The 20,655-nt window shown below is 69.4% G+C and carries 22 protein-coding genes; 11 read left to right on the forward strand and 11 right to left on the reverse strand.

Features of this window, described 5'->3' with window-relative positions:
* Positions 1-7: 7 nt before the first annotated feature.
* Together ABJI51_RS10255 and ABJI51_RS10260 are read left to right on the forward strand one after the other, a co-directional pair.
* The gene (locus ABJI51_RS10255; protein WP_348949514.1) at positions 8-1,021 is read left to right on the forward strand and encodes a DNA cytosine methyltransferase; all 1,014 of its coding nucleotides are present in this window, start codon (positions 8-10) and stop codon (positions 1,019-1,021) included.
* A 46-nt stretch (positions 1,022-1,067) separates the two neighbouring features.
* Positions 1,068-2,198 (forward strand): DNA cytosine methyltransferase, encoded by a 1,131-nt coding sequence (locus ABJI51_RS10260; RefSeq protein ID WP_348949516.1) that lies wholly within the window; start codon positions 1,068-1,070, stop codon positions 2,196-2,198.
* Between the two features lie 25 nt (positions 2,199-2,223).
* Here the strand turns inward: ABJI51_RS10260 and ABJI51_RS10265 are convergent, their stop codons facing one another.
* Together ABJI51_RS10265 and ABJI51_RS10270 are read right to left on the reverse strand one after the other, a co-directional pair.
* Positions 2,224-2,775, reverse strand: coding sequence for an SCP2 sterol-binding domain-containing protein (locus ABJI51_RS10265; protein WP_348949517.1), 552 nt, complete (start codon positions 2,773-2,775; stop codon positions 2,224-2,226).
* A 69-nt stretch (positions 2,776-2,844) separates the two neighbouring features.
* Entirely contained in the window at positions 2,845-3,507 is a 663-nt protein-coding gene (locus tag ABJI51_RS10270; protein ID WP_348949519.1) for an SCP2 sterol-binding domain-containing protein, read from the reverse strand.
* 127 nt (positions 3,508-3,634) lie between these two features.
* Between ABJI51_RS10270 and ABJI51_RS10275 the strand changes: the two genes are divergently transcribed.
* On the forward strand, positions 3,635-4,291 hold the full coding sequence (locus ABJI51_RS10275; protein WP_348949521.1) for a TetR/AcrR family transcriptional regulator: 657 nt from the start codon (positions 3,635-3,637) through the stop codon (positions 4,289-4,291).
* Here the strand turns inward: ABJI51_RS10275 and ABJI51_RS10280 are convergent.
* Together ABJI51_RS10280 and ABJI51_RS10285 are read right to left on the reverse strand one after the other, a co-directional pair.
* Positions 4,283-5,113 (reverse strand): MaoC family dehydratase, encoded by an 831-nt coding sequence (locus ABJI51_RS10280; RefSeq protein ID WP_348949522.1) that lies wholly within the window; start codon positions 5,111-5,113, stop codon positions 4,283-4,285. The genes ABJI51_RS10275 and ABJI51_RS10280 overlap by 9 nt on opposite strands.
* A gap of 1 nt (position 5,114) precedes the next feature.
* Positions 5,115-6,449, reverse strand: a complete 1,335-nt coding sequence (locus tag ABJI51_RS10285) for a 3-oxoacyl-ACP reductase (protein ID WP_348949524.1) — start codon at positions 6,447-6,449, stop codon at positions 5,115-5,117.
* A gap of 93 nt (positions 6,450-6,542) precedes the next feature.
* Here ABJI51_RS10285 and ABJI51_RS10290 point away from each other — a divergent pair, with 93 nt between their 5' ends.
* Positions 6,543-7,832 carry an acetyl-CoA C-acetyltransferase gene (locus ABJI51_RS10290; RefSeq protein ID WP_348949526.1) on the forward strand — a complete coding sequence of 430 codons (1,290 nt, stop codon included), beginning with the start codon at positions 6,543-6,545 and terminating at the stop codon, positions 7,830-7,832.
* Between the two features lie 63 nt (positions 7,833-7,895).
* Here the strand turns inward: ABJI51_RS10290 and ABJI51_RS10295 are convergent, their stop codons facing one another.
* A complete protein-coding gene (locus ABJI51_RS10295; RefSeq protein ID WP_348949527.1) occupies positions 7,896-8,441 on the reverse strand; it encodes a DoxX family protein in 546 nt (181 codons plus the stop codon).
* A gap of 170 nt (positions 8,442-8,611) precedes the next feature.
* Between ABJI51_RS10295 and ABJI51_RS10300 the strand changes: the two genes are divergently transcribed.
* The 5 genes from ABJI51_RS10300 to ABJI51_RS10320 all read left to right on the forward strand — a co-directional run bounded on the left by ABJI51_RS10300 (position 8,612) and on the right by ABJI51_RS10320 (position 12,856).
* Positions 8,612-9,361 (forward strand): MerR family transcriptional regulator, encoded by a 750-nt coding sequence (locus ABJI51_RS10300; RefSeq protein WP_348949528.1) that lies wholly within the window; start codon positions 8,612-8,614, stop codon positions 9,359-9,361.
* 154 nt (positions 9,362-9,515) lie between these two features.
* A complete protein-coding gene (locus tag ABJI51_RS10305) occupies positions 9,516-10,706 on the forward strand; it encodes a DUF8462 domain-containing protein (protein WP_348949530.1) in 1,191 nt (396 codons plus the stop codon).
* 250 nt (positions 10,707-10,956) lie between these two features.
* Complete coding sequence (locus ABJI51_RS10310; protein WP_348949531.1) at positions 10,957-11,106, forward strand: hypothetical protein; 150 nt, start codon at positions 10,957-10,959, stop codon at positions 11,104-11,106.
* A 219-nt stretch (positions 11,107-11,325) separates the two neighbouring features.
* Positions 11,326-12,258, forward strand: coding sequence for a bifunctional helix-turn-helix transcriptional regulator/GNAT family N-acetyltransferase (locus ABJI51_RS10315; protein WP_348949532.1), 933 nt, complete (start codon positions 11,326-11,328; stop codon positions 12,256-12,258).
* A 16-nt stretch (positions 12,259-12,274) separates the two neighbouring features.
* Entirely contained in the window at positions 12,275-12,856 is a 582-nt protein-coding gene (locus tag ABJI51_RS10320; RefSeq protein ID WP_348949534.1) for a hypothetical protein, read from the forward strand.
* Here the strand turns inward: ABJI51_RS10320 and ABJI51_RS10325 are convergent.
* Together ABJI51_RS10325 and ABJI51_RS10330 are read right to left on the reverse strand one after the other, a co-directional pair.
* On the reverse strand, positions 12,830-13,102 hold the full coding sequence (locus ABJI51_RS10325) for a helix-turn-helix domain-containing protein (RefSeq protein ID WP_348949536.1): 273 nt from the start codon (positions 13,100-13,102) through the stop codon (positions 12,830-12,832). The genes ABJI51_RS10320 and ABJI51_RS10325 overlap by 27 nt on opposite strands.
* Positions 13,103-13,217: 115 nt before the next feature.
* Positions 13,218-14,840, reverse strand: coding sequence for an alpha/beta hydrolase (locus ABJI51_RS10330; protein WP_348949538.1), 1,623 nt, complete (start codon positions 14,838-14,840; stop codon positions 13,218-13,220).
* A gap of 189 nt (positions 14,841-15,029) precedes the next feature.
* Between ABJI51_RS10330 and ABJI51_RS10335 the strand changes: the two genes are divergently transcribed.
* Both ABJI51_RS10335 and mctP read left to right on the forward strand, forming a co-directional pair.
* Positions 15,030-15,308: a DUF3311 domain-containing protein gene (locus tag ABJI51_RS10335; RefSeq protein WP_348949540.1), complete on the forward strand. Its 279-nt coding sequence runs from the start codon at positions 15,030-15,032 to the stop codon at positions 15,306-15,308.
* The gene (gene mctP, locus ABJI51_RS10340) at positions 15,305-16,960 is read left to right on the forward strand and encodes a monocarboxylate uptake permease MctP (protein ID WP_348949541.1); all 1,656 of its coding nucleotides are present in this window, start codon (positions 15,305-15,307) and stop codon (positions 16,958-16,960) included. The genes ABJI51_RS10335 and mctP overlap by 4 nt, the downstream gene beginning before the upstream one ends.
* A 325-nt stretch (positions 16,961-17,285) precedes the next feature.
* Here mctP and ABJI51_RS10345 read toward each other — a convergent pair whose 3' ends face one another.
* Genes ABJI51_RS10345 through ABJI51_RS10360 form a run of 4 tightly spaced genes read right to left on the reverse strand, consistent with a single transcriptional unit; the run spans position 17,286 to position 20,654 of the window.
* Complete coding sequence (locus tag ABJI51_RS10345) at positions 17,286-17,864, reverse strand: EndoU domain-containing protein (protein WP_348949543.1); 579 nt, start codon at positions 17,862-17,864, stop codon at positions 17,286-17,288.
* A gap of 32 nt (positions 17,865-17,896) precedes the next feature.
* Positions 17,897-19,177, reverse strand: coding sequence for a hypothetical protein (locus ABJI51_RS10350; RefSeq protein WP_348949545.1), 1,281 nt, complete (start codon positions 19,175-19,177; stop codon positions 17,897-17,899).
* A complete protein-coding gene (locus ABJI51_RS10355; protein ID WP_348949547.1) occupies positions 19,171-19,776 on the reverse strand; it encodes an ABC transporter ATP-binding protein in 606 nt (201 codons plus the stop codon). Before ABJI51_RS10355 ends, ABJI51_RS10350 begins: the two co-directional genes overlap by 7 nt.
* Positions 19,773-20,654: a TIGR03621 family F420-dependent LLM class oxidoreductase gene (locus tag ABJI51_RS10360; protein WP_348949549.1), complete on the reverse strand. Its 882-nt coding sequence runs from the start codon at positions 20,652-20,654 to the stop codon at positions 19,773-19,775. The genes ABJI51_RS10355 and ABJI51_RS10360 overlap by 4 nt, the downstream gene beginning before the upstream one ends.
* Position 20,655: the final 1 nt, after the last annotated feature.

A 20,655-nucleotide genomic window follows, 5' to 3' on the forward strand; every position in this document is an offset into this window, starting at 1 on the left:
GGACGTAATGCCGCAAGAACACGGTTCCACGCAATACATTTCGTCGAGCAAGCGCTATCGGTCGATCGAGCTGTGCGCGGGCGCAGGGGGCCTCGCGTTGGGTTTGGAGCAGGCGGGCTTCGATCCCGTCCTGCTTCTCGACAATGTCGACTTTCCGTGCCGGACGCTCCACCTCAACCGACCACAGTGGAACGTCCGGAAGATGGACCTGAAGGAGTTCGATCCCGCGGAGGACGAGCGACTCTACGACGTCGACTTGCTGTCGGCGGGTCTGCCGCGAGTGCAGGCGTCGGCCACGAACACGCGCGGCCGCGGCAGCGACCTCGAGTTGGAGCTGCTCAAGGCCGCCATCTGGCTCGTGCCGGGAATCCAGCCGCGTGCACTGCTGATCGAAAACTTGCCTGATCTGGTGACCAAGGACAGGTACGCCGCAGACCGGGAACACGCCGAGAAAGAGCTCGAACACCTCGGTTACGACGTGCGCTGGTTCGAGGTGAACGCATCCGATTACGGGGTGTCCCAGGTCCGCAGGCACGGCATCATGCTTGCGTTCAAGGGCGGAGCCGGCGACGGGTTCCGCATGCCGCAGGTCCTGCCTCCGCCGCCACCGGTGGGCGCTGTGCTGCGTGACTCCATGGCCTCCCGTGGATGGAAGCAGGCCGACGAGTGGGCCGCCCAAGCCGATCAGCTCGCTCCCACGCTGGTCGGCGGTTCCTGGGAACGAGGCGGAGCGGACCTCGGACCCACCGGGTCGAAGCGCCTGTGGGCGAAGATGGGCGTGAACGGCGGTACGGTTGCCGACGCACCGCCTGGTCCGGACTTCCACTGGGCGCCGGAGAACGGCCCCGCGGGCATGGTGGCGCTGACCGTTCCGCAGGTGGCTCTGCTTCAAGGCTTCCCGGCGGACTGGCAGCTGTCGGGTCGGAAGACCAACCAGTACCGTCAAGTGGGAAACGCCACGCCACCGCCGGTGGGACGGGCCCTCGGACAGGCGATTCGTCGCGTTCTGGAGCGCTCCTGATCGCGCCTGCGCCAGTCGGGCGATCGCACGAGATAAGCTCTCGCCCATGGCTCCTGAACCATCCGACTCTTCTTCACCCGGGCGGATCCATGTAGTGGATCTCTTTGCCGGACCGGGTGGGTTGGATGTCGCCGCACACTGGCTTGGACTGGACGTGGACGGGATCGAGTGGGACGGCAACGCCTGTGCCACTCGTCGGGAAGCCGGACTTCGGACCTGGCAGGGCGACGTTCGCGACTACGACCCGTCGAACTTCAAGACGGCCTCTGTCCTCGCGGGCGGTCCGCCTTGCCAAACGTACACAGTGGCCGGAGACGGAGCCGGGCGTCGAGCGCTGGAGCAGGTACTCAAGTTCGTCAAGCGGATGGCGGCAGGCGAAGACGTCAAAGACGACATGGGCCAGTTGAAGGACGAGCGAACGGGGCTGGTCCTGGAACCACTCCGGTGGGCGCTGGAGGCGTTCAAGAACGGACACCCGTACGAGGCCATCGTGCTCGAACAGGTCCCCGCGGTCCTTCCTGTCTGGTACGCGGTACGAGAAGCTCTGGAAGGCATCGGCTACAAGGCGGACTGCGGCATCCTGCACACCGAGATGTTCGGGGTGCCGCAGACCCGCCGCCGTGCGATCCTGATCGCTCGACGAGACCGCCAGCCCAGCCTTCCCATGCCGACGCACCGCCTGTATCGCAAGGGCGTACCCGCAACTCAGGGAGACCCGGCCCTGCTTCCGTGGGCTACCATGGGCGACGCGGTCAAGCGCGAGTCGCCTTATGTGGTGATCTCCAACTACGGAACCGGCGGAGACCCCAAGGCGCGTGGCAGGCGTACTTCCGACGAACCGGCCGCCACCGTCACCGGCAAGGTTTCGCGCAACCGTCTCGTCACGCACGACGAGCGTGAACTGCCACGTTTCACCCTCCCCGAAGCGGGCAGGCTACAGACCTTCCCGATCAACTACCCGTGGGCGGGCAAGGATGTTTCCCAGCAGATCGGCAACGCCATCCCACCGCGGCTCGCCGCGCACGTCCTGGCCGCGGCTCTGGGACTCGAACTCGACGAGAAGGCACTCGACGAGGCGGTGAACGGCAACTGGTTCGAGACCAAGGACAACGCGCCCCTCCGTCGACAGAAGCCGAGCGAAGCCCTTGAGCCGGCGACGAGCGCAGGCCTTTTCTAGCAACTACTGCGGCACCGCCCGACAGCTAGTCCCCGGATGGCTTGGGGATGTCGAAGTAGCTGGAGAACCGGACCGCCGGGGCGTACTCGCCCTTCACCTTCACCTTGCCCGTCACGAACATTGCCGCCACCGCCGCGTTGCCTGTGGCCATCCTGATGAAGTCGTCCACCGACAGGGTGATTGTCGTGTCCGGGGTTCGGGACAGGTTTGTCGAAGACACGCATACTCCGTCCTCGATCACCGTCTGGAAACGGTCGTAGCCGTCCTCTCCGGTTCCTTCCGAAAAGCGCCAGGACACCACGAAATCCACGTGGCGGGCTCGGGCGGGGACGAAATGCTCCGACATTCGGCGGAAGATCTCGTCGAGGAACACGGACCTGAGTTCGGGGTGCTCTGCGATGGCCTTCAGCTGGTCGCGGGAGGCCCTGCGGACCACGTCGACCAGGACGTCCGTCGACAGGGAGCTCAGCTCGATGCCTGCCCCTGCCGAACCCAGCATGTGCAGGGTTTCCAGGACCTGGATGAACTGGGCAGGCGTCAGCCTCGCGATCTCCAGTTTCTCCGCGAACGCGTTCACCACGTGACCGCCGCGGACACTGCGTGGACGGTGCAGGCGCCATTTTGCGTTTCGGGGCACGGCGCGGAACTATACGGGCTTGGGGAGGTCGAAGAAACCGATCAGACCCGCCGCGAAGGCCAAATCTCCCTTTACCTTGATTCTTCCCGTCACGAACAACACCGCCGGGGTTGCCTGGTGGGTTATCAACCTGAAGAAGTCGGCCGGGGCGATCGTGATGGTCACCCGGGGCGGGGAGTGCATCTCGCGGCTCACCGTGCACGACCCGTGGGCTATCACCGTCTCGTAGCGGTCGTAGCCTCCCTCGCCCACTCCGCCCGACAGGCGCCAGTGGACCACCGCGTGCAGGTCGCGGGCTCGGTCCGCGCGGATGTGGGCGCCCATGCGGGCGAAGATCTCGTCCAGGACGCGCTCGCGGAGGGCACGGTCCGCGGCGACGCTCTCCAGCTGGGCGCGGGAGGCCGAGGCGACCAACGAGGCGAACCGGGCCGGGTCGACCTTGCTCAGGTCGAACGCCGGGGCTACCGCGGCCAGGCGCACCAGGGCGCTCAGGAGACGGCGGAAGTCGTCCTTGCCCAGGTCGGCAGGGTTGAGTGCGTCGGCGAGGGTGTTCACGTCGAGGGCGTGGGCCTCGGGGCTCAGCGGGTCGAGGCGCTCCAGTGCGTCCAGCAGCGCCCGTCCGCGGAGGCCGGCGACCTGATCGGCGCTGGTCAGCCCGGCGTTGTCGGTCATGGTCCCTCCCTCTCCAGTTACCCGAGCGTAATGCTACCCGCCAGTAGGTAGGCGGGCAAGCGTGCCGAAATCACCCCGTCGGGTCGGCTCCCGGTACCGTCTCCGGGCAGCAACAGGGAGGTCCAGCGTGTCAGAAGAAGATCAGCGTCCGCCCGAACGGGCCAGGCGGCTGCCGCGTGCCGTGCGCGAGCGGCAGATCCTGGACGCGGCCGTCCAGGTCTTCTCGCGGCACGGCTACCACGCCGCGTCGATGGACGAAATCTCCGACGTCGCCGGTGTCTCGAAGCCGATGATCTACACCTACCTCGGCTCCAAGGAGGACCTCTTCGGCGCCTGCATCCGCCGCGAGGCGACGCGCCTGCTCGAAGCCATCCAGGCAGGCGTCCAGCCCGACCTGCCGCCGGACATGCAGCTCTGGCACGGCCTGCGCTCCTTCTACCGCTTCGTCGCCGAGTACCGCGAGTCGTGGACGGTCCTGCACCGCCAGGCCCTGACCGTCGGCGGCGCCTTCGCCGCCGAGATCACCGACATGCGGGCGCGCGCGATCCAGCTCGTCGCCGCGCTCGTCGTCTCCGCAGGCACCCGCAAGGGCGTCGGCGAGCAGGCCGAATTCTCCGGCGAAGGACTGGCCGCGTCGCTGGTCGGGGGAGCCGAGTCGCTGGCCGACTGGGCGCTCGACCACCCCGACATCTCCGACGGCGTGCTGGCTTCCTGGCTGATGAACCTCGTCTGGCTCGGCTTCAACGACCTCATCGAGGGCGAGGTCTGGAAGCCGTCAGAGTGAGCTGATCGTCCCCTCCAGGTTCGGCTTCGGCCCGCTCCACAGCTCGAACGCCCAGCCGTCCGAAGTGGACCACGACGTGAAGGCCGCCTTGGCGGGCAGCAGTACCGGCTGCTTGAAGCGCACGTCGATCGTGAACGCCTCCGGCAGCCGTCCCTCGAACGCCGCCAGCGCGTGGGCCTTCGTCCACATGCCGTGCGCGATCGCCTTCGGGAAGCCGAACAGGCGGGCCGTCAGCGGGTGCAGGTGGATCGGGTTGCGGTCGCCCGAGACCTCGGCGTAGCGCCGCCCGATGTCGCCGGGGACGCGCCAGATCGCCTCCGGGGTCGGCGGGACCAGCTGGTCGCTCCGGGAAGAACCCGAGCCGGAGCCGCGCCGCAGGTACGTGCTGACGTCGACCCAGACGCGCTCCTCCCCGGCCCAGGCTTCGCTGACGACGTCGAACTGACGGCCCTTCTCGTGCGGGCGCAGGTTCTCCGCCCGCACGCGCACGGTCAGTGCCTCGCCGAGGCGCAGCGCGCGGTGCTGGGTGATGCGGTTCGCCACGTGCACCATGCCGAGCAGCGGGAACGGGAATCCCGGCTCGGTCATCAGCGCCATCTGCAGTGGGAACGCCAGCATGTGCGGGTACGTCGCCGGCAGCTCGTCGCTCAGCCGGAAGCCGCACACCGTGTTGTACGCCGCGAGGTGCGCCGGGTCGACGACGACGCCGGTGCGGACCAGCTCGGTGTCCGGCAGCGACGAGCCCGTTTTGCGGAAACCGAGCAGCGCCTTCGGGTACAGCGTGGCCAGGCTCGGGGTGCTGTCGAGTTCGCGGATCGCCATGTCACGCCCCCAGCAGGGCCTGGCCGCAGACGCGGACCACGTTGCCGTTCACCGCCGACGACGCCGGGTTCGCGTACCAGGCGATCGTCTCGGCGACGTCGACCGGCAGCCCGCCCTGGCCGAGGCTGGACAGCCGCCGCCCGGCCTCGCGGATGAACAGCGGCACCGCGGCCGTCATCTTGGTCTCGATGAACCCGGGCGCGACGGCGTTGATCGTGCCGCCGTACTCGGCCAGCTTCGGGGCGCCGTCGTTCACCATGCCGATCACGCCCGCCTTGGACGTCGCGTAGTTCGTCTGGCCGACGTTGCCGGCGATGCCCGCGATCGACGAGACGCCGATGATGCGGCCGTTCTCGTTCAGCACGCGATCGGCGAGGAGCTTGTCGTTCACCGCGAGCTGCGAGGCCAGGTTGACCGCGATCACCGAGTCCCACGCGCTCTCGCTCATGTTCCCCAGCGTCTTGTCGCGGGTAATCCCCGCGTTGTGCACAACGATGTCGACGCCGCCGTGACGCTCCTTCAGGTACTCCGCGAGCTTCGCGGGCGCGCTCGGCGAAGTGATGTCGAGCTGCAACGCCGACCCGCCGACCTTGTTGGCCACCTTCGACAGGTCACCGCCCTGTGCCGGGATGTCGAGGGCGACGACGTGCGCGCCGTCGCGGGCCAGTACCTCGGCGATCGCCGCGCCGATGCCGCGGGACGCGCCGGTGACCAGCGCGACCTTGCCGTCCAGGGGCTTCTCCCAGCTGGCGGGCGCGGTGGCCGTCTTGCCTTCGGTGCCGATCCGGATGACCTGGGCGTCGACGAACGCCGACTTGGCCGAGAGCAGGAACCGCAGGGTGGACTCGGTCGCCTCTTCGGCGCCGTCGGCGACGTACACGAGCTGGGCGGTCGCGCCGCGCTTCAGCTCCTTGCCGACCGAGCGGACGAAGCCCTCGAGCGCGCGCTGGGCGATCCGCTCGCGGCCGTCGAGCTGCTCGGGCGGGGTGCCGAGGACGACGACCCGGCCGGACGGGCCGACGCTGCGGATCACCGGGTGGAAGAAGTCGTAGACCTCGCGGAGCCGGCCCGGCTCGGTGATGCCGGTGGCGTCGAAGACGAGTGCCGCGTGCCGGTCGGCCGCGGTGGTGAGCACCTCGATGCCCGCGTCGGCCAGCTGGTCGCGGAGGGTTTTCTCGAGCCTGCCGCCCGGCGCGGCCCCGAGCAGTGCGGGACCCTCGAGGGCGGGCTGCCCGGGCTGGTACCGGCGGAGCGTGGCGGGGTTGGGCAGGCCGAGCTTCGGCACCACGAACTTCCCCAGCGGGGTTTTCGTGAACTGCTGGTACCTGTCAGCCATCGGTTGCCTCCCGTGCAGTCTGCGTCACTTCGCAGTCTAACCTACTCCTGAGTAGGTTAAAGTGTGAGAGAGCCGACCAGAGAGGTGAACGCCATGCCACCGAAGAAGACCCCTGCCGTACGCAAGGTCGCGATCATCGGGGGCAACCGGATCCCGTTCGCGCGGTCCAACGGCCCGTACGCGAAGGCGTCGAACCAGGACATGCTCACCGCCGCCATCGACGGTCTGGTCAGCCGCTTCTCGCTGCAGGGCGAGGTGATCGGCGAGGTCGCCGCCGGCGCCGTCCTCAAGCACTCGAAGGACTTCAACCTGGCCCGCGAGAGCGTGCTGGGCAGCAAGCTTTCGCCCGCGACGCCCGCGTCCGACATCCAGATGGCGTGCGGCACCGGCCTGCAGGCCATCATCACCGTCGCCAACAAGATCGCGCTCGGCCAGATCGACTCGGCCATCGCCGGCGGCGTCGACACCACCAGCGACGCGCCGCTGGCCGTCAACGAGGACCTGCGCCAGATCCTCATCCAGCTCAACTCCGCGAAGACGGTCGGCGACCGGCTGCGCCTGATCGCCAAGATCCGGCCCGGCCACATCGTCCCGGCCATCCCGCGCAACGCCGAGCCGCGCACCGGCCTGTCGATGGGCGAGCACGCGGCGCTGACCGCGAAGGTCTGGGAGATCAGCCGAGAGGCGCAGGACGAGCTGGCCGCGAGCAGCCACCAGAAGCTCGCCGCCGCCTACGACCGCGGGTTCTTCGACGACCTCGTGACGCCGTTCCTCAAGCTCGCGCGCGACCAGAACCTGCGCCCGGACTCGACCGCGGAGAAGCTCGCCAAGCTCAAGCCGGCCTTCGGCGGCCCGGACGGCACGATGACCGCGGGCAACTCGACGCCGCTGACCGATGGCGCGTCCACGGTCCTGCTCGCCACCGACGAGTGGGCGAAGGCGCACAAGCTGCCGGTGCTGGCCTACCTGACGTTCTCGCAGACCGCGGCCGTCGACTACGTCCACGGCGACGAGGGCCTGCTGATGGCGCCCGCCTACGCCGTGCCGCGGATGCTCGCCCGTGCCGGGCTGTCCCTGCAGGACTTCGACTTCTACGAGATCCACGAGGCGTTCGCGTCGCAGGTGCTGGCCACGCTCAAGGCGTGGGAGGACCCGGCGTTCGCCAAGGAGAAGCTGGACCTGGACGCGCCGCTGGGCGCAATCGACCGGGCGAAGCTGAACGTCAACGGCTCGTCGCTGGCGGCAGGACACCCGTTCGCCGCGACCGGCGGCCGGATCGTCGCGACGCTGGCGAAGCTGCTGCACGAGAAGGGGTCCGGCCGCGGCCTGATCTCCATCTGCGCGGCAGGCGGCCAGGGCGTCACCGCGATCCTGGAGAAGTAACTTTCACGTGAAAGTGCCCCCTCGGGTTTTCCGGAGGGGGCACTTTCACGTGAAAGTGCCCGGTTACTTCGGGAGGGCCTTCTGGGCCCGCTTCGCGAGCTTGTTGGCCCGCTTCTCGGCCTTGCGGCTCAGCTTGCCCGCCGCGGCGCCGACGTCCTTCGCCGCGTGACGTGCGCGCCAGGCCGCCGACGGCTTGCCGTGCGTGTCGGCGACCGCGAGCAGCAGGCCACCGGCCACGCTCGCGTTCTTGAAGAACTGGATCTGCTGCTGCTGGCGCTCGCCCGGCTCCTTGATGGTCCAGAAGCTGTGCGCCGCCAGCGTCGTGGGCACGAGGCTGCCGAGCAGCAGCCCCGCCGCGAGCCGCGGCGCCTTCCCGGACGCGAGCGCGAGACCGGCGCCGATCTTCACCGCGGCGTCGATCCGGACGAGCGTCACCGGATCCCGCGGGACCTGCTCCGGCACGACGTTGCCGAACTTGTCGAACGCGTTGTTGAGGAACGGTTCCGCCGCCTTGGCGTGCCCCTCGGCCTGCCTCAGCGCATTGATCCCGCCCGTCACGAAGATCGTGGCGAGCAGGGGACGTGCCACTCGACGGAGTATCACGGTCATAGCCTTCCTCGTACGGGCCGCTGCCTGGTCGAACCTACCGTCTGGATGCCCGCTCGGCCCGCGCTCGAATCCTCATCGGGCTTTCTGGCGAAGTATCGGCTCAGCACTAGAAAGCCCTAGAGAACTCGATGCTTGACCTTGACGTTGCGTCAACTTCTATCGTCGAAGGCATGGAGTGGTCGATCCAGGACATCGCCCGCTCGGCGGGGACCACGAGCCGGACGCTGCGCCACTACGGCGCCGTCGGCCTGCTCGAGCCCAGCCGGGTCGGCAGCAACGGCTACCGCTACTACGACGAGCAGGCGCTCGTCCGGCTGCAGCGGATCCTGTTGCTGCGCGAGCTGGGCCTCGGGCTGCCGGCCATCGCCGAGGTCCTCGACGGGCAGCGCGACAGCACCGCCGCGCTCGAAACCCACCTGGAGCTGCTGGAACAGGAGCAGCAGCGGATCGGACGGCAGATCGCCTCGGTCCGCACGACCCTCCGGAAACTGAAGGGAGGTGAACGACTGATGGCAGCAGAAGTCTTCGACGGCTTCGACCACACGCAGTACGAGAAGGAGGTCACCCAGCGCTGGGGCGCCGACGCCTACCGGCGCGGCGACCAGTGGTGGAAGACCCTCTCGGCCGAGGACAGGAAGGCGTTCCAGCAGGAGCAGCTGGACATCTCGGCCGCGTACGGCGCGGCCCGCAAGGCCGGGCACGCCCCGGACAGCGACGACGTCCAGGCGATCACGGCCCGGCTGCACCAGTGGCTGCTCGGGCCGGTCGCGACGGTGTCCAAGAGCTACTTCACGGGGCTGGGCCAGCTGTACGTCGACGACCCGCGCTACGGGAAGTACGACGAGGTCCACGGGGCCGGGACTGCGGAATTCATCCGGGACGCGATGAAGATCTACGCGGAACGGAACCTGAACGACTAGCGGCACGTCGTAGTGCGCGCTGGGGGTAGGGACGAGCAGGGCTGCAGACCTGTTCGTCTCTATGTACGGCCATCCGGTCGAACCTCGGCGACACGCGCTAGCCGTCTATGGCGGAATATCGGGCTCGCGCTAGAAACGCCGATAGCGTGGCAGAGTGGACCCCATCCGCAACCCCTTCGCCCCGGGTGCCGGGCAGCGGCCGCCCGAGCTGGCCGGACGCGAGCGTGAGCTCAAGGCGTTCGAAGTGGTGCTGGAGCGGGTGGCCAGGGGGAGACCCGAGCGCAGTCTCGTGCTCACCGGCCTGCGGGGTGTCGGCAAGACCGTGCTCCTGGGAGAGCTGCGCGCGATGGCCGTGCGGCACAAGTGGGGTGCGGGCAAGATCGAGGCGCGGCCGGACGCCGAGCTGCGGCGGCCGCTGTCGGCCGCGCTGCACCGGGCCATCCGGGACCTCGCCGTGCGGCACCGGGCGCCGGACCGCGTCGAAGAGGTGCTCGGCGTGCTGAAGGCCTTCGCGCTCAAGGCCAACAAGCCCGACGCCAAGCTGCGGGACCGCTGGCAGCCCGGCATCGACGTGCCCGCCGCGCAGGGCCGGGCCGATTCCGGCGACATCGAGATCGACCTCGTCGAGCTGTTCACCGACGTCGCCGAGCTGGCCGCGGACGTCGGGACCGGCGTCGCCCTGCTCATCGACGAAATCCAGGACCTGCAGCCCGACGACGTCTCGGCGCTGTGCGCGGCCTGCCACGAGCTGTCGCAGTCCGGGGCGCCGCTGGTGGTGGTCGGGGCCGGGCTGCCGCACGTGCCCGCGGTGCTCTCGGCGTCGAAGTCCTACTCCGAGCGGCTCTTCCGCTACGCCCGCATCGACCGGCTCAGCCGCGAGGACGCCGACTTCGCGGTCATGGCGCCGATCGAGCGCGAGGACGCCGGCATCGAGCCGGAAGCCCTCGACGCGCTCTTCGACGCCTCCGGCGGCTACCCCTACTTCATCCAGGCCTACGGCAAGGCGGCCTGGGACGCGGCGCCGTCCGACCCGATCACGGTCAAGGACGTCCAGGTCGCCGCACCCGAAGCGGAGTCCGAGCTGGCCGTCGGCTTCTTCGGGTCGCGCTACGAGCGGGCGACGCCCGCCGAGCGCGAGTACCTGCAGGCGATGGCCGAGCTCACCCAGGGCCGTGACGAGCCCGCCGGCACCGCGGACGTCGCGGTGTTCCTCGGACGGAAGCCGTCGTCGCTGTCCCCGGCCCGCGACAGCCTCATGAAGAAGGGGCTCGTCTACTCCGCCGAGCGGGGACGGATCGCCTTCACCGTGCCGCACTTCGGCCACTACCTGCTCGGTCGCGACTGACCTGCGTGTCTCGCGCTCTATGAGCGTCCCTAAGTCTCTATTGCATTTTCGCTAGACAGTCTTATACGACGTTAGCGGGTTGCTTCGACGTGACCGCGGCCACCTTAGCCTGTCCTGCCCATACCCAGATCTGCCGACGATTCATCGGTCAGTGCGCCATATCACCGGATATTCGTTGGATTCCTTGTGAAAAAAGGTGCATACTGGAAGCACAAGCCACCGAGACCCTTCGAAGGGGATGCAGAAACCGATGAACAACATCGCCGCCAAGCTCCGTGCCCGTCGCGCCGAGGCTCGCACTCGCCGGGCGCTGAACCGGGCGATCGACACCGCCGCCACCGCGACGGTCCGTCAGGAACTCATCGCGATCGCGCAGGCTCGCACGGGCTACATGCGCTGATCTCTCACCCCGTGGCGCTCACCCATTCGAGTGACGTAGGCCACAAAGCCCTCAGGGTGTAACGAGGCACTGGGGGCCGTCGATACCCCCTACGACCCCGTGATGCTGGCGGACCCCCGACCTGGCAGCATCACGGGGTTTCCCATGTCCGAAACCCCTTGCCGGCACCGGATTCCGCGGTAATCTTTGACTTCGTCAACGAACTTGTTGAGGTGGTCAATGAACGACGACACCCTGCTGGCCGAGCGGGTGGCCGCGGTCCGCGCCTTCAACCGGCTCTACACCGGGGTCATCGGCGTGCTCGACGAAGGCCCCGCCGACGCCGAGTACTCGCTGCCGGAAGCCCGCGTGCTCTTCGAGCTCGCGCACCAGGACCCCATGCCGGTCACCGACCTGCGGAAACGCCTGGACCTCGACGCCGGCTACGCCAGCAGGCTGCTCGCCCGCCTCGAGTCCCGCGGCCTGGTCGTGCGCGAACGGTCGGCCGAGGACGCCCGCCGCCAGCTCGTCCGGCCGACGCCGGCGGGCCGGGACGCGTTCGCCCTGCTCAACCGCCGGTCCACCGAGCAGATCGGCGGCCTGCTGCGCCGGTTCGCCGACGAGGACCAGCAGCGCCTCCTGGCCGCGATGCGCACGATCGAAGACCTGGTCGGCGACCGCCGTCGCGACCCGGTGCTCGTCCTCCGCCCGCCACGACCGGGTGACCTCGGCTGGGTGGTGGAACGCCACGGCGTGCTCTACGGCCGCGAGTACGGCTTCACCGCCCGGTTCGAGGGGCTCGTCGCGCAGGTCGTCGCGGACTTCGCCGGGCACCACGACGACCCGCGGCAGGCGTTCTGGATCGCCGAGCTGGACGGCGAGCGCGTGGGCAGCATCGCGTGCACCCGTGGACCCGACGCCGGCACGGCCAAGCTGCGGCTGCTGCTGCTCGAACCGTCGGCGCGCGGCCACGGCGTGGGCAAGCGGCTGGTCACGGAGTGCGTGGCGTTCGCCAGGGCCCACGGCTACCGCGCGATGGAGCTGTCGACGGTCTCGATCCTCACCGCGGCGCGGTCGATCTACCGCGCGGCGGGGTTCGAGATCGTCCGGACGCACGAATTCGACGACTGGGGCCCGCGGCTGACCGACGAGACGTGGCGCCTGGAGTTCTGAGTGGTTGGCTGGTGCCGTGACGGACTACGTCGACAGGTACTGCGAACGCGTTGCGCCCGGGCTCTGGGGTGAGCTGTTCAACAGTCTCAGCAGCTTGGCCTTCCTGATCGCCGCGGTGCTCGTGTGGTGGCTGGCCGATGGCGACCGTGCCGGGAGGCTGCTGGCCGCGCTCATCGGGCTCGTCTTCGTGGCGAGCAGCGCCTTCCACCTGCTCGCGACGCGCTGGGCCGCCGTCGGGGACTCGATGGCTCTGCTGGTTTTCGCGGCGGCGTACGCGGGGCTCGTGGCGCGGCGGTGGGCCTGGGTGGCCGTGCCCGCGTTCCTGGGCCTGACCGTCGTCGTCGCACTTCTCGGTGGCGGGCTCTACTTGTCCGTCCTGCTCGGGCTCGGCGTTCTCGCCTTCGTCCACCGCGCTTACTGGACGCACTACGCCGTGGCGGGCGCGCTGTTCGCGCTGGCACTGGCCCTGCGCACGATCGACCGGGACGCGTGCGACCTCGTCCCGGCCGGCACGCACTTTCTCTGGCACCTGCTCGCCGGCGTGGTGCTCTACCTGGTCTCGCGGATCCTGCTAGCTCGCCGCGGAGAGCGGGGGTGACGCGGCGGGCGTGACGGCCGCGCGTAGCTGGTCCAGCGGCAGCCCGACGGCGTCCGCGATGGCCGTGACCGTGAAGAACGCCGGTGTCGGGATGCGGCCGGTTTCGATCTTCCGGAGCGTCTCGACCGAGATCCCGGCCTCGGCGGCGACGTCGACCATGCTGCGGCCCGCCCGCGCCGCGCGCAGGGCCTGGCCGAGGCGTTCGCCCCGTTCGCGCTCGTCGTCTGTCAGCGGCACCCGAACCATGGGAGCGATTCTAGTACCGCAGAGTTGTCCACTGCCTGTGGACAACTCTGTGCACAGGTGTGGAAAAGGCCCCGCCGAACCGGAGTTCGGCGGGGCCCCACCACATCTAGTGCCTTCAGGCGCCCGCGGGCACCGGAAGTGGCATGCCGGGCAGGCTCTGGTCGTTCGGGACGACCCCGTCCACCAGGTAGGCCTCCACCACCTTGTCCACACCCGCGTTGCCGCCGGCGTAGATGCCGTGGTCACCCTCGCCGGTGATCGTCAGCATCCGCGAACCGGCGAACGCCTTGTGCGCACGCTGCGCGCCCTCGATCGGCGTCGCCGGGTCGTGCTCCGACTGGACGATCAGGACCGGCGGGACACCCTTGCCGTCCAGCACCGGCAGCGGGGACGGCGGCTTCTTCCAGAACAGGCACGGCTGGATGAACCAGCCCGCGCCGAGCAGGGGCAGCTGCTGGTCGATCAGCTTCTGCGACTGCCGGATGGCGCTGTGGGTCGAGCCGGTCCACGGACCCTCGTTGCACGGGATGGTCCAGAAGCTGGCGTCGTAGGAGTCGCCGTCGGTCGGGACCATCAGCGGCTGCGCGCCGGAGGTCTCGGTGCTCTTGTCGGCGGCCTTGACCTTCTGCGCGGCCGAGGCCTTCGCCTGTGCCGAAGCGGTGCCCTGGGTCAGCGTCCGGACGCTGACCAGGTAGTCGGCCACCCCCGGGAACGACCGCTTGGAGTAGATGCTCGACGCGATGAACGAGTCGAGGCCGTTGGCCGAGAGGGGCTTGTCGTCGCCGGGCACGGTGACCGGGTTCTGGGTCAGTGCGTAGCGGACCTGCTCGTAGGTCTGGCGGGCCGCCTCGCCGGTGGTGCCGAAGTGGTAGAGCTTGTCGTACTTCGCCATCCACGGGAGGAAGTCCTGCCGCCAGCGGCGCTCGAAGCCGAGCGGCTGCCAGTCGAACGACTTCTGCCAGGTCGTGGTGAACTCCGTCGAGGAGTCGAGCACGAACCGGCCGGTGCGGGCCGGGAAGGCCTGCGCGTAGTGCGCGCCCATCCAGGTGCCCGCCGAGTAGCCGACCCAGTTGATCTTGTCGCGGCCGAGCAGCACGCGCAGCAGGTCGATGTCCTTGACCGTCTGGTCGGTGTTGATCAGCGGGCCCAGCTCGCCGGACTTCTGCTGGCAGGACAGCGCCGCGTACTTCGTCGCCTGCAGGATCAGGTTCAGGTTCTCGCGGCTGCGGTCACGCGGGTCGAGGTCCGAGCCGGTGCCGATGGCGCCGCCGCACGTGATGTTGGTGCTCTTGCCGGTGCCGCGCGGGTCGAACCCGATGATCTCCTGGTGCTCGCGCAGCTTGGCCTGGTTGCGCAGGCGCGCCGGGAAGTTCCGGCCGGGTGCGCCCGGGCCGCCGGGGTTGGTCACGACGCTGGCGGTGGCGTCCTGCTTGGCCTTCAGCCTGCTGACCGCGATGGTCAGGTCGATCTGGGCGTTCGCCTGGTACCAGTTGCGCGGCGTCTTGTAGGTCGCGCACTCCATGTCCTCGGCGCCCGCGGGCGGGGCCGTCGGCAGCTCGGAGGGGACGGCGCACTTGTGCCAGTCGAGTTTCTGGTTCGCGTACTGCGGCGGGATGTTGGTGGAGTTCAACGGCAGCTTGCCCGCCGCGCCCTCCTGGCCCGCGAAGGCAGGCGTGAACCCGGCCAGCAGGGTGCCGGCGATCGCCGGGATCACCACCGCGTAGCGGAGTCGTGTCATACGGTTGCCCCTTTTGGCTTTTCACGTGCGGAGACCGGCTATTGATATAGGGCGGCTACCGGCGCGGCAACCCACGATCGTCGGAGAACGCTCCGCGCGGCGATCAAATCGATATCGGACAGACGTGACGCACCGTCACCCCAGGTTCTAAGGTCATGCGGTCGGTTACGGGAGTGTTAGGTGAGGTCGATGTCGACGGTTAAGCACGACGGAAAGGTGCGCGGGTTCCAGTTCAGCCCGTGGAACCTGCTCCTGATCGTCCCGCTGCTGGTGCTGGTCACGCCCCTGTTCAACATGGACGGTCCGCGGCTGTTCGGGATGCCGTTCTTCTACTGGTTCCAGTTCCTCATGGTGGCGGTCGGGGTGCTGAGCACCTGGATCGTCTACCTGATGACGCGGGACAAGCCGACCACCGACGCGCCCGACCGGCTGAGCGTCGAGGACCTGGACGAAGGGGACGCTCGATGAGCAACCTGCAGTGGCCCGAACTGATCATCTTCACGATCCTGTTCGCGCTGGTGACCGTCCTCGGCTTCATGGCATCGCGCTGGAAGGCCGGCAGCACACTCGACCACCTCGACGAATGGGGTCTCGGCGGCCGCAAGTTCGGCTCGTGGATCACCTGGTTCCTGCTCGGCGGCGACCTCTACACGGCGTACACGTTCGTCGCGGTGCCCGCGCTGGTGTTCAGCGCCGGCGCGCTCGGCCTGTACGCGCTGCCGTACACGATCGTCGTCTACCCGATCGTGCTGCTCCCGGCGCTGCGGATGTGGTCGGTCTCGCGGGTGCGCGGGTACGTCACCCCGGCCGACTTCGTGCGCGGCCGCTTCGGCTCGCCGATCCTCGCGCTGCTGGTCGCCATCACCGGCATCGTCGCGACCATGCCGTACATCGCGCTGCAGCTGGTCGGCCTCGAAGCCGTGCTGCGGACGATGGGGATCAACGGCTCCGGCATCGTCGGGCACCTGCCGCTGCTGGTCGCCTTCGTCATCCTGGCCTTCTACACCTACCAGTCCGGCCTGCGGGCGCCCGCGCTGATCGCGTTCGTCAAGGACATCCTGATCTACGTCGTGATCCTGGTGGCGATCATCTACCTGCCCTCGAAGCTGGGCGGCTGGTCGCACATCTTCGACGCGGCGGCGAAGAAGCTCGGCACGCCGAACCCGGCCACCGGAAAGCCGTCCGGGTCGATCCTGCTCACCGCCAACAACCAGCTGCAGTACGCGACACTGGCGCTGGGCTCGGCGCTCGCGCTGTTCCTCTACCCGCACTCGCTGACCAGCGTGCTCGCCTCGCGCGGCCGCAACGTCATCAAGCGGAACATGGTCGCGCTGCCGGCGTACTCGCTGGTGCTCGGCCTGCTGGCACTGCTCGGGTACGTGGCGATCACCGCGGGCGTCAAGCCGCTGACGAACGCGGCGACCGGCAAGGCGGACGGCAACACGATCGTCCCGGTGCTGTTCGACAACCAGTTCTCGTCGTGGTTCGCCGGCATCGCGTTCGCCGCGATCGGCATCGGCGCGCTGGTGCCCGCCGCGATCATGTCGATCGCCGCGGCCAACCTGTGGACGCGCAACATCTACAAGGAGTACATCCGCAAGAACGCGACCCCGCAGGAAGAAGCCAAGCAGGCGAAGCTCGCTTCGCTGGTCGTGAAGCTCGGCGCGGTGGCCGTGATCATCCTGATCGACCCGCAGTTCTCGATCGACCTGCAGCTCATCGGCGGCGTGCTGATCCTGCAGACGCTGCCGGCCGTGGCACTGGCGCTGTACACGCGCTGGTTCCACCGCTGGGGCCTGATCGCCGGCTGGATCGTCGGCATCGGCTGGGGCCTGATCATGCTGTACGGCATCCCCAACCCGGCCAACGGCAAGAAGCACTTCGGCGGTTCGGCCCTGCCGCTGAACAACATGTCGATCTTCGGCTGGCACCCGTTCGCCGGCTCGCAGGTGCAGATCTACGTCGGGTTCGTGGCGCTGATCGGCAACCTGGTGGCCGCGGTGGTCGTCACGCTGATCGCCCGGCAGCTGAAGGTGTTCAACGGCACCGACGACACCAACCCCGAGGACTACCACGCCGACGAGCACGACAAGGACCTGCGTCCCATCGGCGTCCACTGAGGACGGACAGGCCCCGGATCGACCCGGCTCAAGCGTGCTGAAGGGCACCTTCCTTACGTCACCTGCAAGGAAGGTGCCCTTCAGCACGTCAGACCTGGATTCACCGGAGCCGGGGACCGGTCGAAGCTCGGCTGGGCACCCGCTGGGTACCGAGGTGAGTTGAAAGGCGCTTTCCTCTCATCCGGCGCAGCGAAAGGGACTTTCCTCGCATCAGACGCCAGGAACGTCCCTTTCGGCGCACGCCGATCGGTGGATCCAGGTCAGATGAGACGAAGGTGCCCTTCAGTGCGGCGGGACCGCGCGACTGGGGCCGGAGCCCGTTCTCCTACACCGGGCGCAGCTGCTTGAGGATGTGCTCGCGGTCGTTGAGGAACGCGCAGGCCGGTACCGGCAGGTCGTAGCTGTTGAGCAGTTTCTCGAAGTCGGAGAACTCGTCGGTCGAGAACGCGAAGCCGAGCTTGACCGCGTGGGCGGCCAGTACGTCGGCCAGCTCTTCGCGCTCGCCGGACCACAGCAGGGTGCGGTAGTGCGTGTAGTTCTCCGGGGAGAGCCGGTTGGCCAGGTGGGTCAGCAGGCTGTCGGCGAAGAAGCTGATCCGGTTGTCCTTGAGGTCGGCGACCGTCGGGTTCGCCGGGTCGCGTGCCGTGTCGGGGTTGCGGACCACGCCCGGTCCCGCCACCGGGTAGGCCGTGTGGACGTGCCCGTTCTCCTCGACCAGCACGACCAGGTGCACGTTGAACCGCTCGCCGGCACACCGCCAGCGGCCGTTCGGCTGGCGCCGCCGGGCCTCGCTCGGGTCGTTCGCGACGTCCTTGATCACCGAGATGATCTGCTCGTTGCTCCACCCGGCCGGGAACTCGCTGGTTCCCCTGCGCCCGACGCCGGGTGCGTGTCCGCCGCCCACCTGGCTGCTCCTTTCGTCGCAAGGAGCGTAGGTCAAACGGCGGCGGCGAGCACCACGATGCCCAGCGCCTGGAGGTCGGGGCCGCGGAAGAGCTGGCGGACGAGGTTGGCGGGCATCGGGCCCGCCGGGGTGTCCACGAACACCGGATTCGCGTAGTCAACGGTGGTGCGGGTGACCGTGCGCAAGATCGACAGCACCGTCAGCGGCACGGCGAGCCACGCCGCCGCGGCGAACGACGTCCCACCCGCGAGGGTGACCACGGCGAGCAGTGTCGCCCACGCCGAACCCACCCCGGCCAATACCAGGCCGTGGGTCAGGACCAGCTCGCGGTTGCCCGTTCCCAGCCACCGGCGGCGGCCCGGGTTGCGCCACAGCTCGCCGAGCCCGCCGGCGAACGGCAGCAGCGCGACGTACGCGCCGACGCCGATCAGGACCGCGCCCGGCACGGTCGGCAGCGCGATGTGCGCGACGACGACCGCGAAGGCGACCAGCACCGCCGCACCCGCGTAGCGGGACCGGCCGAGCGTGCCCGCCCAGGCCAGCCGCAACGGCGTCGGGCGGCGCAGCGACAGCCGCCCGGTCGGCGCCGACGGCGGGAGCAGCATCATCGGGTCGAGGAAGGTGACGGCGACCGAGCGCAGCACCCGGCCGTCCCACCCGGCGAGCAGCGCCGCGCGGCCGGACCGCGAGACCGGCTCGCCGCCGAACGCCAGCGGCAGCGCCGCGACCAGCACCACGGCCGCGACGAGCTGGACGGTGTCCGGACCGAGGCCGAGCGCGGCGATCGCCAGCCCGAGCACCGCCAGTGCGAGCGGGCCGAGCGCGTCCGGCCGCAGGGACGTCCGGCGCGCGGTGGCGAACGCGGCGACCGCGGTCGCCGCGACGATCGCGACCGCCGCCCGCCACTGGTCGAGCCCCGCGCCGCCGACGGCGAGCAGCAGCGCCGCCAGGTAGCCGGTCACCGCGACCACGCCGGTCCAGGCGCCGAGCAGCCGCAGCGTGACGACGCGGCCGCGATCCACCGGCGCGAAGTCGAGCCAGGTCAGCTCCGCCGGTTCGACCCAGGCGAACCCGCGGCGCAGCAGCCCGCGCCAGCCGACCGCGCAGCACAGCGTCAGCAGGCCGAGCACGGCGGGGAAGTCCACAGTGGACGACCCGTAGAGCGCGGGACGCCAGCCGTCGACGTGGAAGAACGCGGTGAACAGGAACCCGAAGCCGAACAGGAAGACGAACGTCGCGGTGTCGCCGCTGAAGATCCCGCCGAACCGCTTGCGGCCCGGGATCCGCATCCGGCGAGGGGTCAGGGTCACCACAGTTCGAGCACGCTGTCCGCGGCGTCCAGCAGCGGCGGGTGGTGGGTGGCCACCACGACCGCCGCGCCCGCCGCCGTCGACCGGGCGATCACCTCGACCAGCCACTCCTTGCCCGCCGTGTCCAGCGCCCGCTCCGGCTCGTCGAGCAGCAGGAGCCGGTGCGGCCGGGCGGTGACGCCCAACAGCAGCAGGCGGCGGCGCTGGCCCGCGGAGAAGTGCCCGGCCGTCACGCGCATGCGCTCGCCGAGACCCGCGTCGCGCAGCAGTTCCTCGTGGTCGCCGAGGTCGGCACCGAAGGAGCCGGACAGCAGTTCCAGGTGCTGCAACGGCGTCAGCTCGGCGAAGAAGTCGGAGTCGTCGAACAGCACGGACACCTTGCGGCGGAACTCGACGTCCCGCTCGTCCGGCACCCGGCCGTCCACCAGCACGCGGCCCCGCTGCGGTTTCTGCATGCCGTAGAAGCACCGCATCAGGGTCGACTTGCCGACGCCGTTCGGCCCGACGATCGCGGCGCATTCGCCGGGGCCGACGGCGAAGTCCAGGTCGTCGAACAGCCAGTGTTCGCCGGCCCGGACACCGATCGCCTTCGCGTCGATCACTTGAGTTCTTCGAGCACGGGAGCGAACTCGTCGAGGAACGGCTCCAGGATCGTGAAGTAGGTGAAGCCGAACCGCTCGCGGTGGCCGCGGAGCTGGTCGGCGATCTGGGCCGCCGTGCCGACGAGCACGGTCGGCAGCTCGGCGAGCTGCTCGACGGTCCGCCGTCCGCCGGCGAGCTCGGCGACCTCGGCCAGTCCCGCCGCCCGGTCGTTCGTCACCTTCACGAACTGGCACAGCAGGTTGAACTCCACTTCGGACGCCCGCGCGCCGAGCTTCGCCCGGACGAAGGCCACCCGCTCGTCGATCTCCTCGACGGTCGCCCCGGCCAGCGGCGCGCCGTCCGGCGTCTTCGTGGTCCCGGTGAAGCCGATGATGTCGGCGTGCTCGACGGCCAGCCCGAGCATCCGGTCGCCGCGCCCGCCGAGCAGCAGCGGCGGGCCCCCGGGCCGGACCGGCGCGGGCTTGTGGTCCGGATCGGCGTACAGCCGCTTGAGTTCGTGGATGGTGCGTTCGAGTTGGTCGACGCGCTCGCGGGCGGCCGGGAACGGCATCCCGGCGGCCTCGAACTCCTCCTTGACGTACCCTGCGCCCAGGCCCAGCTCCAGCCGTCCGTCGGTGAACTGGTCGGTGCCCGTGACGTCGCGGGCGAGCAGCACCGGGTTGTAGAACGGCGCGTTCAGCACGAAGGTGTTGAGCTTGACGCGCTCGGTGACCGCGCCGGCGAGCACGAGCGCGGGAAACGGCGGCGCCATCCCGAGGTGGTCGGCCGCGGACAGCACGTCGAAGCCGAGATCCTCGGCCTTGCGGCACTTGTCCGTCCACGCGCCACGGCTGTCCGGCACGAGCATGTTGATCCCGAAGCGGAAGTCCCCAGTCATA

It is taken from the genome of Amycolatopsis melonis (assembly GCF_040064235.1).
GTDB classification, from domain to species: domain Bacteria; phylum Actinomycetota; class Actinomycetes; order Mycobacteriales; family Pseudonocardiaceae; genus Amycolatopsis; species Amycolatopsis melonis.

Bases quoted from the DNA above. Each gene is read 5' to 3' on its own strand.
- ABJI51_RS10255 (WP_348949514.1), top strand. From the start codon at position 8: ATGCCGCAAGAACACGGTTCCACGCAATACATTTCGTCGAGCAAGCGC.
- ABJI51_RS10260 (WP_348949516.1), top strand. From the start codon at position 1,068: ATGGCTCCTGAACCATCCGACTCTTCTTCACCCGGGCGGATCCATGTA.
- ABJI51_RS10270 (WP_348949519.1), bottom strand. From the start codon at position 3,507: ATGACCGACAACGCCGGGCTGACCAGCGCCGATCAGGTCGCCGGCCTC.
- ABJI51_RS10280 (WP_348949522.1), bottom strand. From the start codon at position 5,113: ATGGCGATCCGCGAACTCGACAGCACCCCGAGCCTGGCCACGCTGTAC.
- ABJI51_RS10285 (WP_348949524.1), bottom strand. From the start codon at position 6,449: ATGGCTGACAGGTACCAGCAGTTCACGAAAACCCCGCTGGGGAAGTTC.
- ABJI51_RS10290 (WP_348949526.1), top strand. From the start codon at position 6,543: ATGCCACCGAAGAAGACCCCTGCCGTACGCAAGGTCGCGATCATCGGG.
- ABJI51_RS10295 (WP_348949527.1), bottom strand. From the start codon at position 8,441: ATGACCGTGATACTCCGTCGAGTGGCACGTCCCCTGCTCGCCACGATC.
- ABJI51_RS10300 (WP_348949528.1), top strand. From the start codon at position 8,612: ATGGAGTGGTCGATCCAGGACATCGCCCGCTCGGCGGGGACCACGAGC.
- ABJI51_RS10310 (WP_348949531.1), top strand. From the start codon at position 10,957: ATGAACAACATCGCCGCCAAGCTCCGTGCCCGTCGCGCCGAGGCTCGC.
- ABJI51_RS10315 (WP_348949532.1), top strand. From the start codon at position 11,326: ATGAACGACGACACCCTGCTGGCCGAGCGGGTGGCCGCGGTCCGCGCC.
- ABJI51_RS10325 (WP_348949536.1), bottom strand. From the start codon at position 13,102: ATGGTTCGGGTGCCGCTGACAGACGACGAGCGCGAACGGGGCGAACGC.
- ABJI51_RS10330 (WP_348949538.1), bottom strand. From the start codon at position 14,840: ATGACACGACTCCGCTACGCGGTGGTGATCCCGGCGATCGCCGGCACC.
- ABJI51_RS10335 (WP_348949540.1), top strand. From the start codon at position 15,030: ATGTCGACGGTTAAGCACGACGGAAAGGTGCGCGGGTTCCAGTTCAGC.
- mctP (WP_348949541.1), top strand. From the start codon at position 15,305: ATGAGCAACCTGCAGTGGCCCGAACTGATCATCTTCACGATCCTGTTC.
- ABJI51_RS10360 (WP_348949549.1), bottom strand. From the start codon at position 20,654: ATGACTGGGGACTTCCGCTTCGGGATCAACATGCTCGTGCCGGACAGC.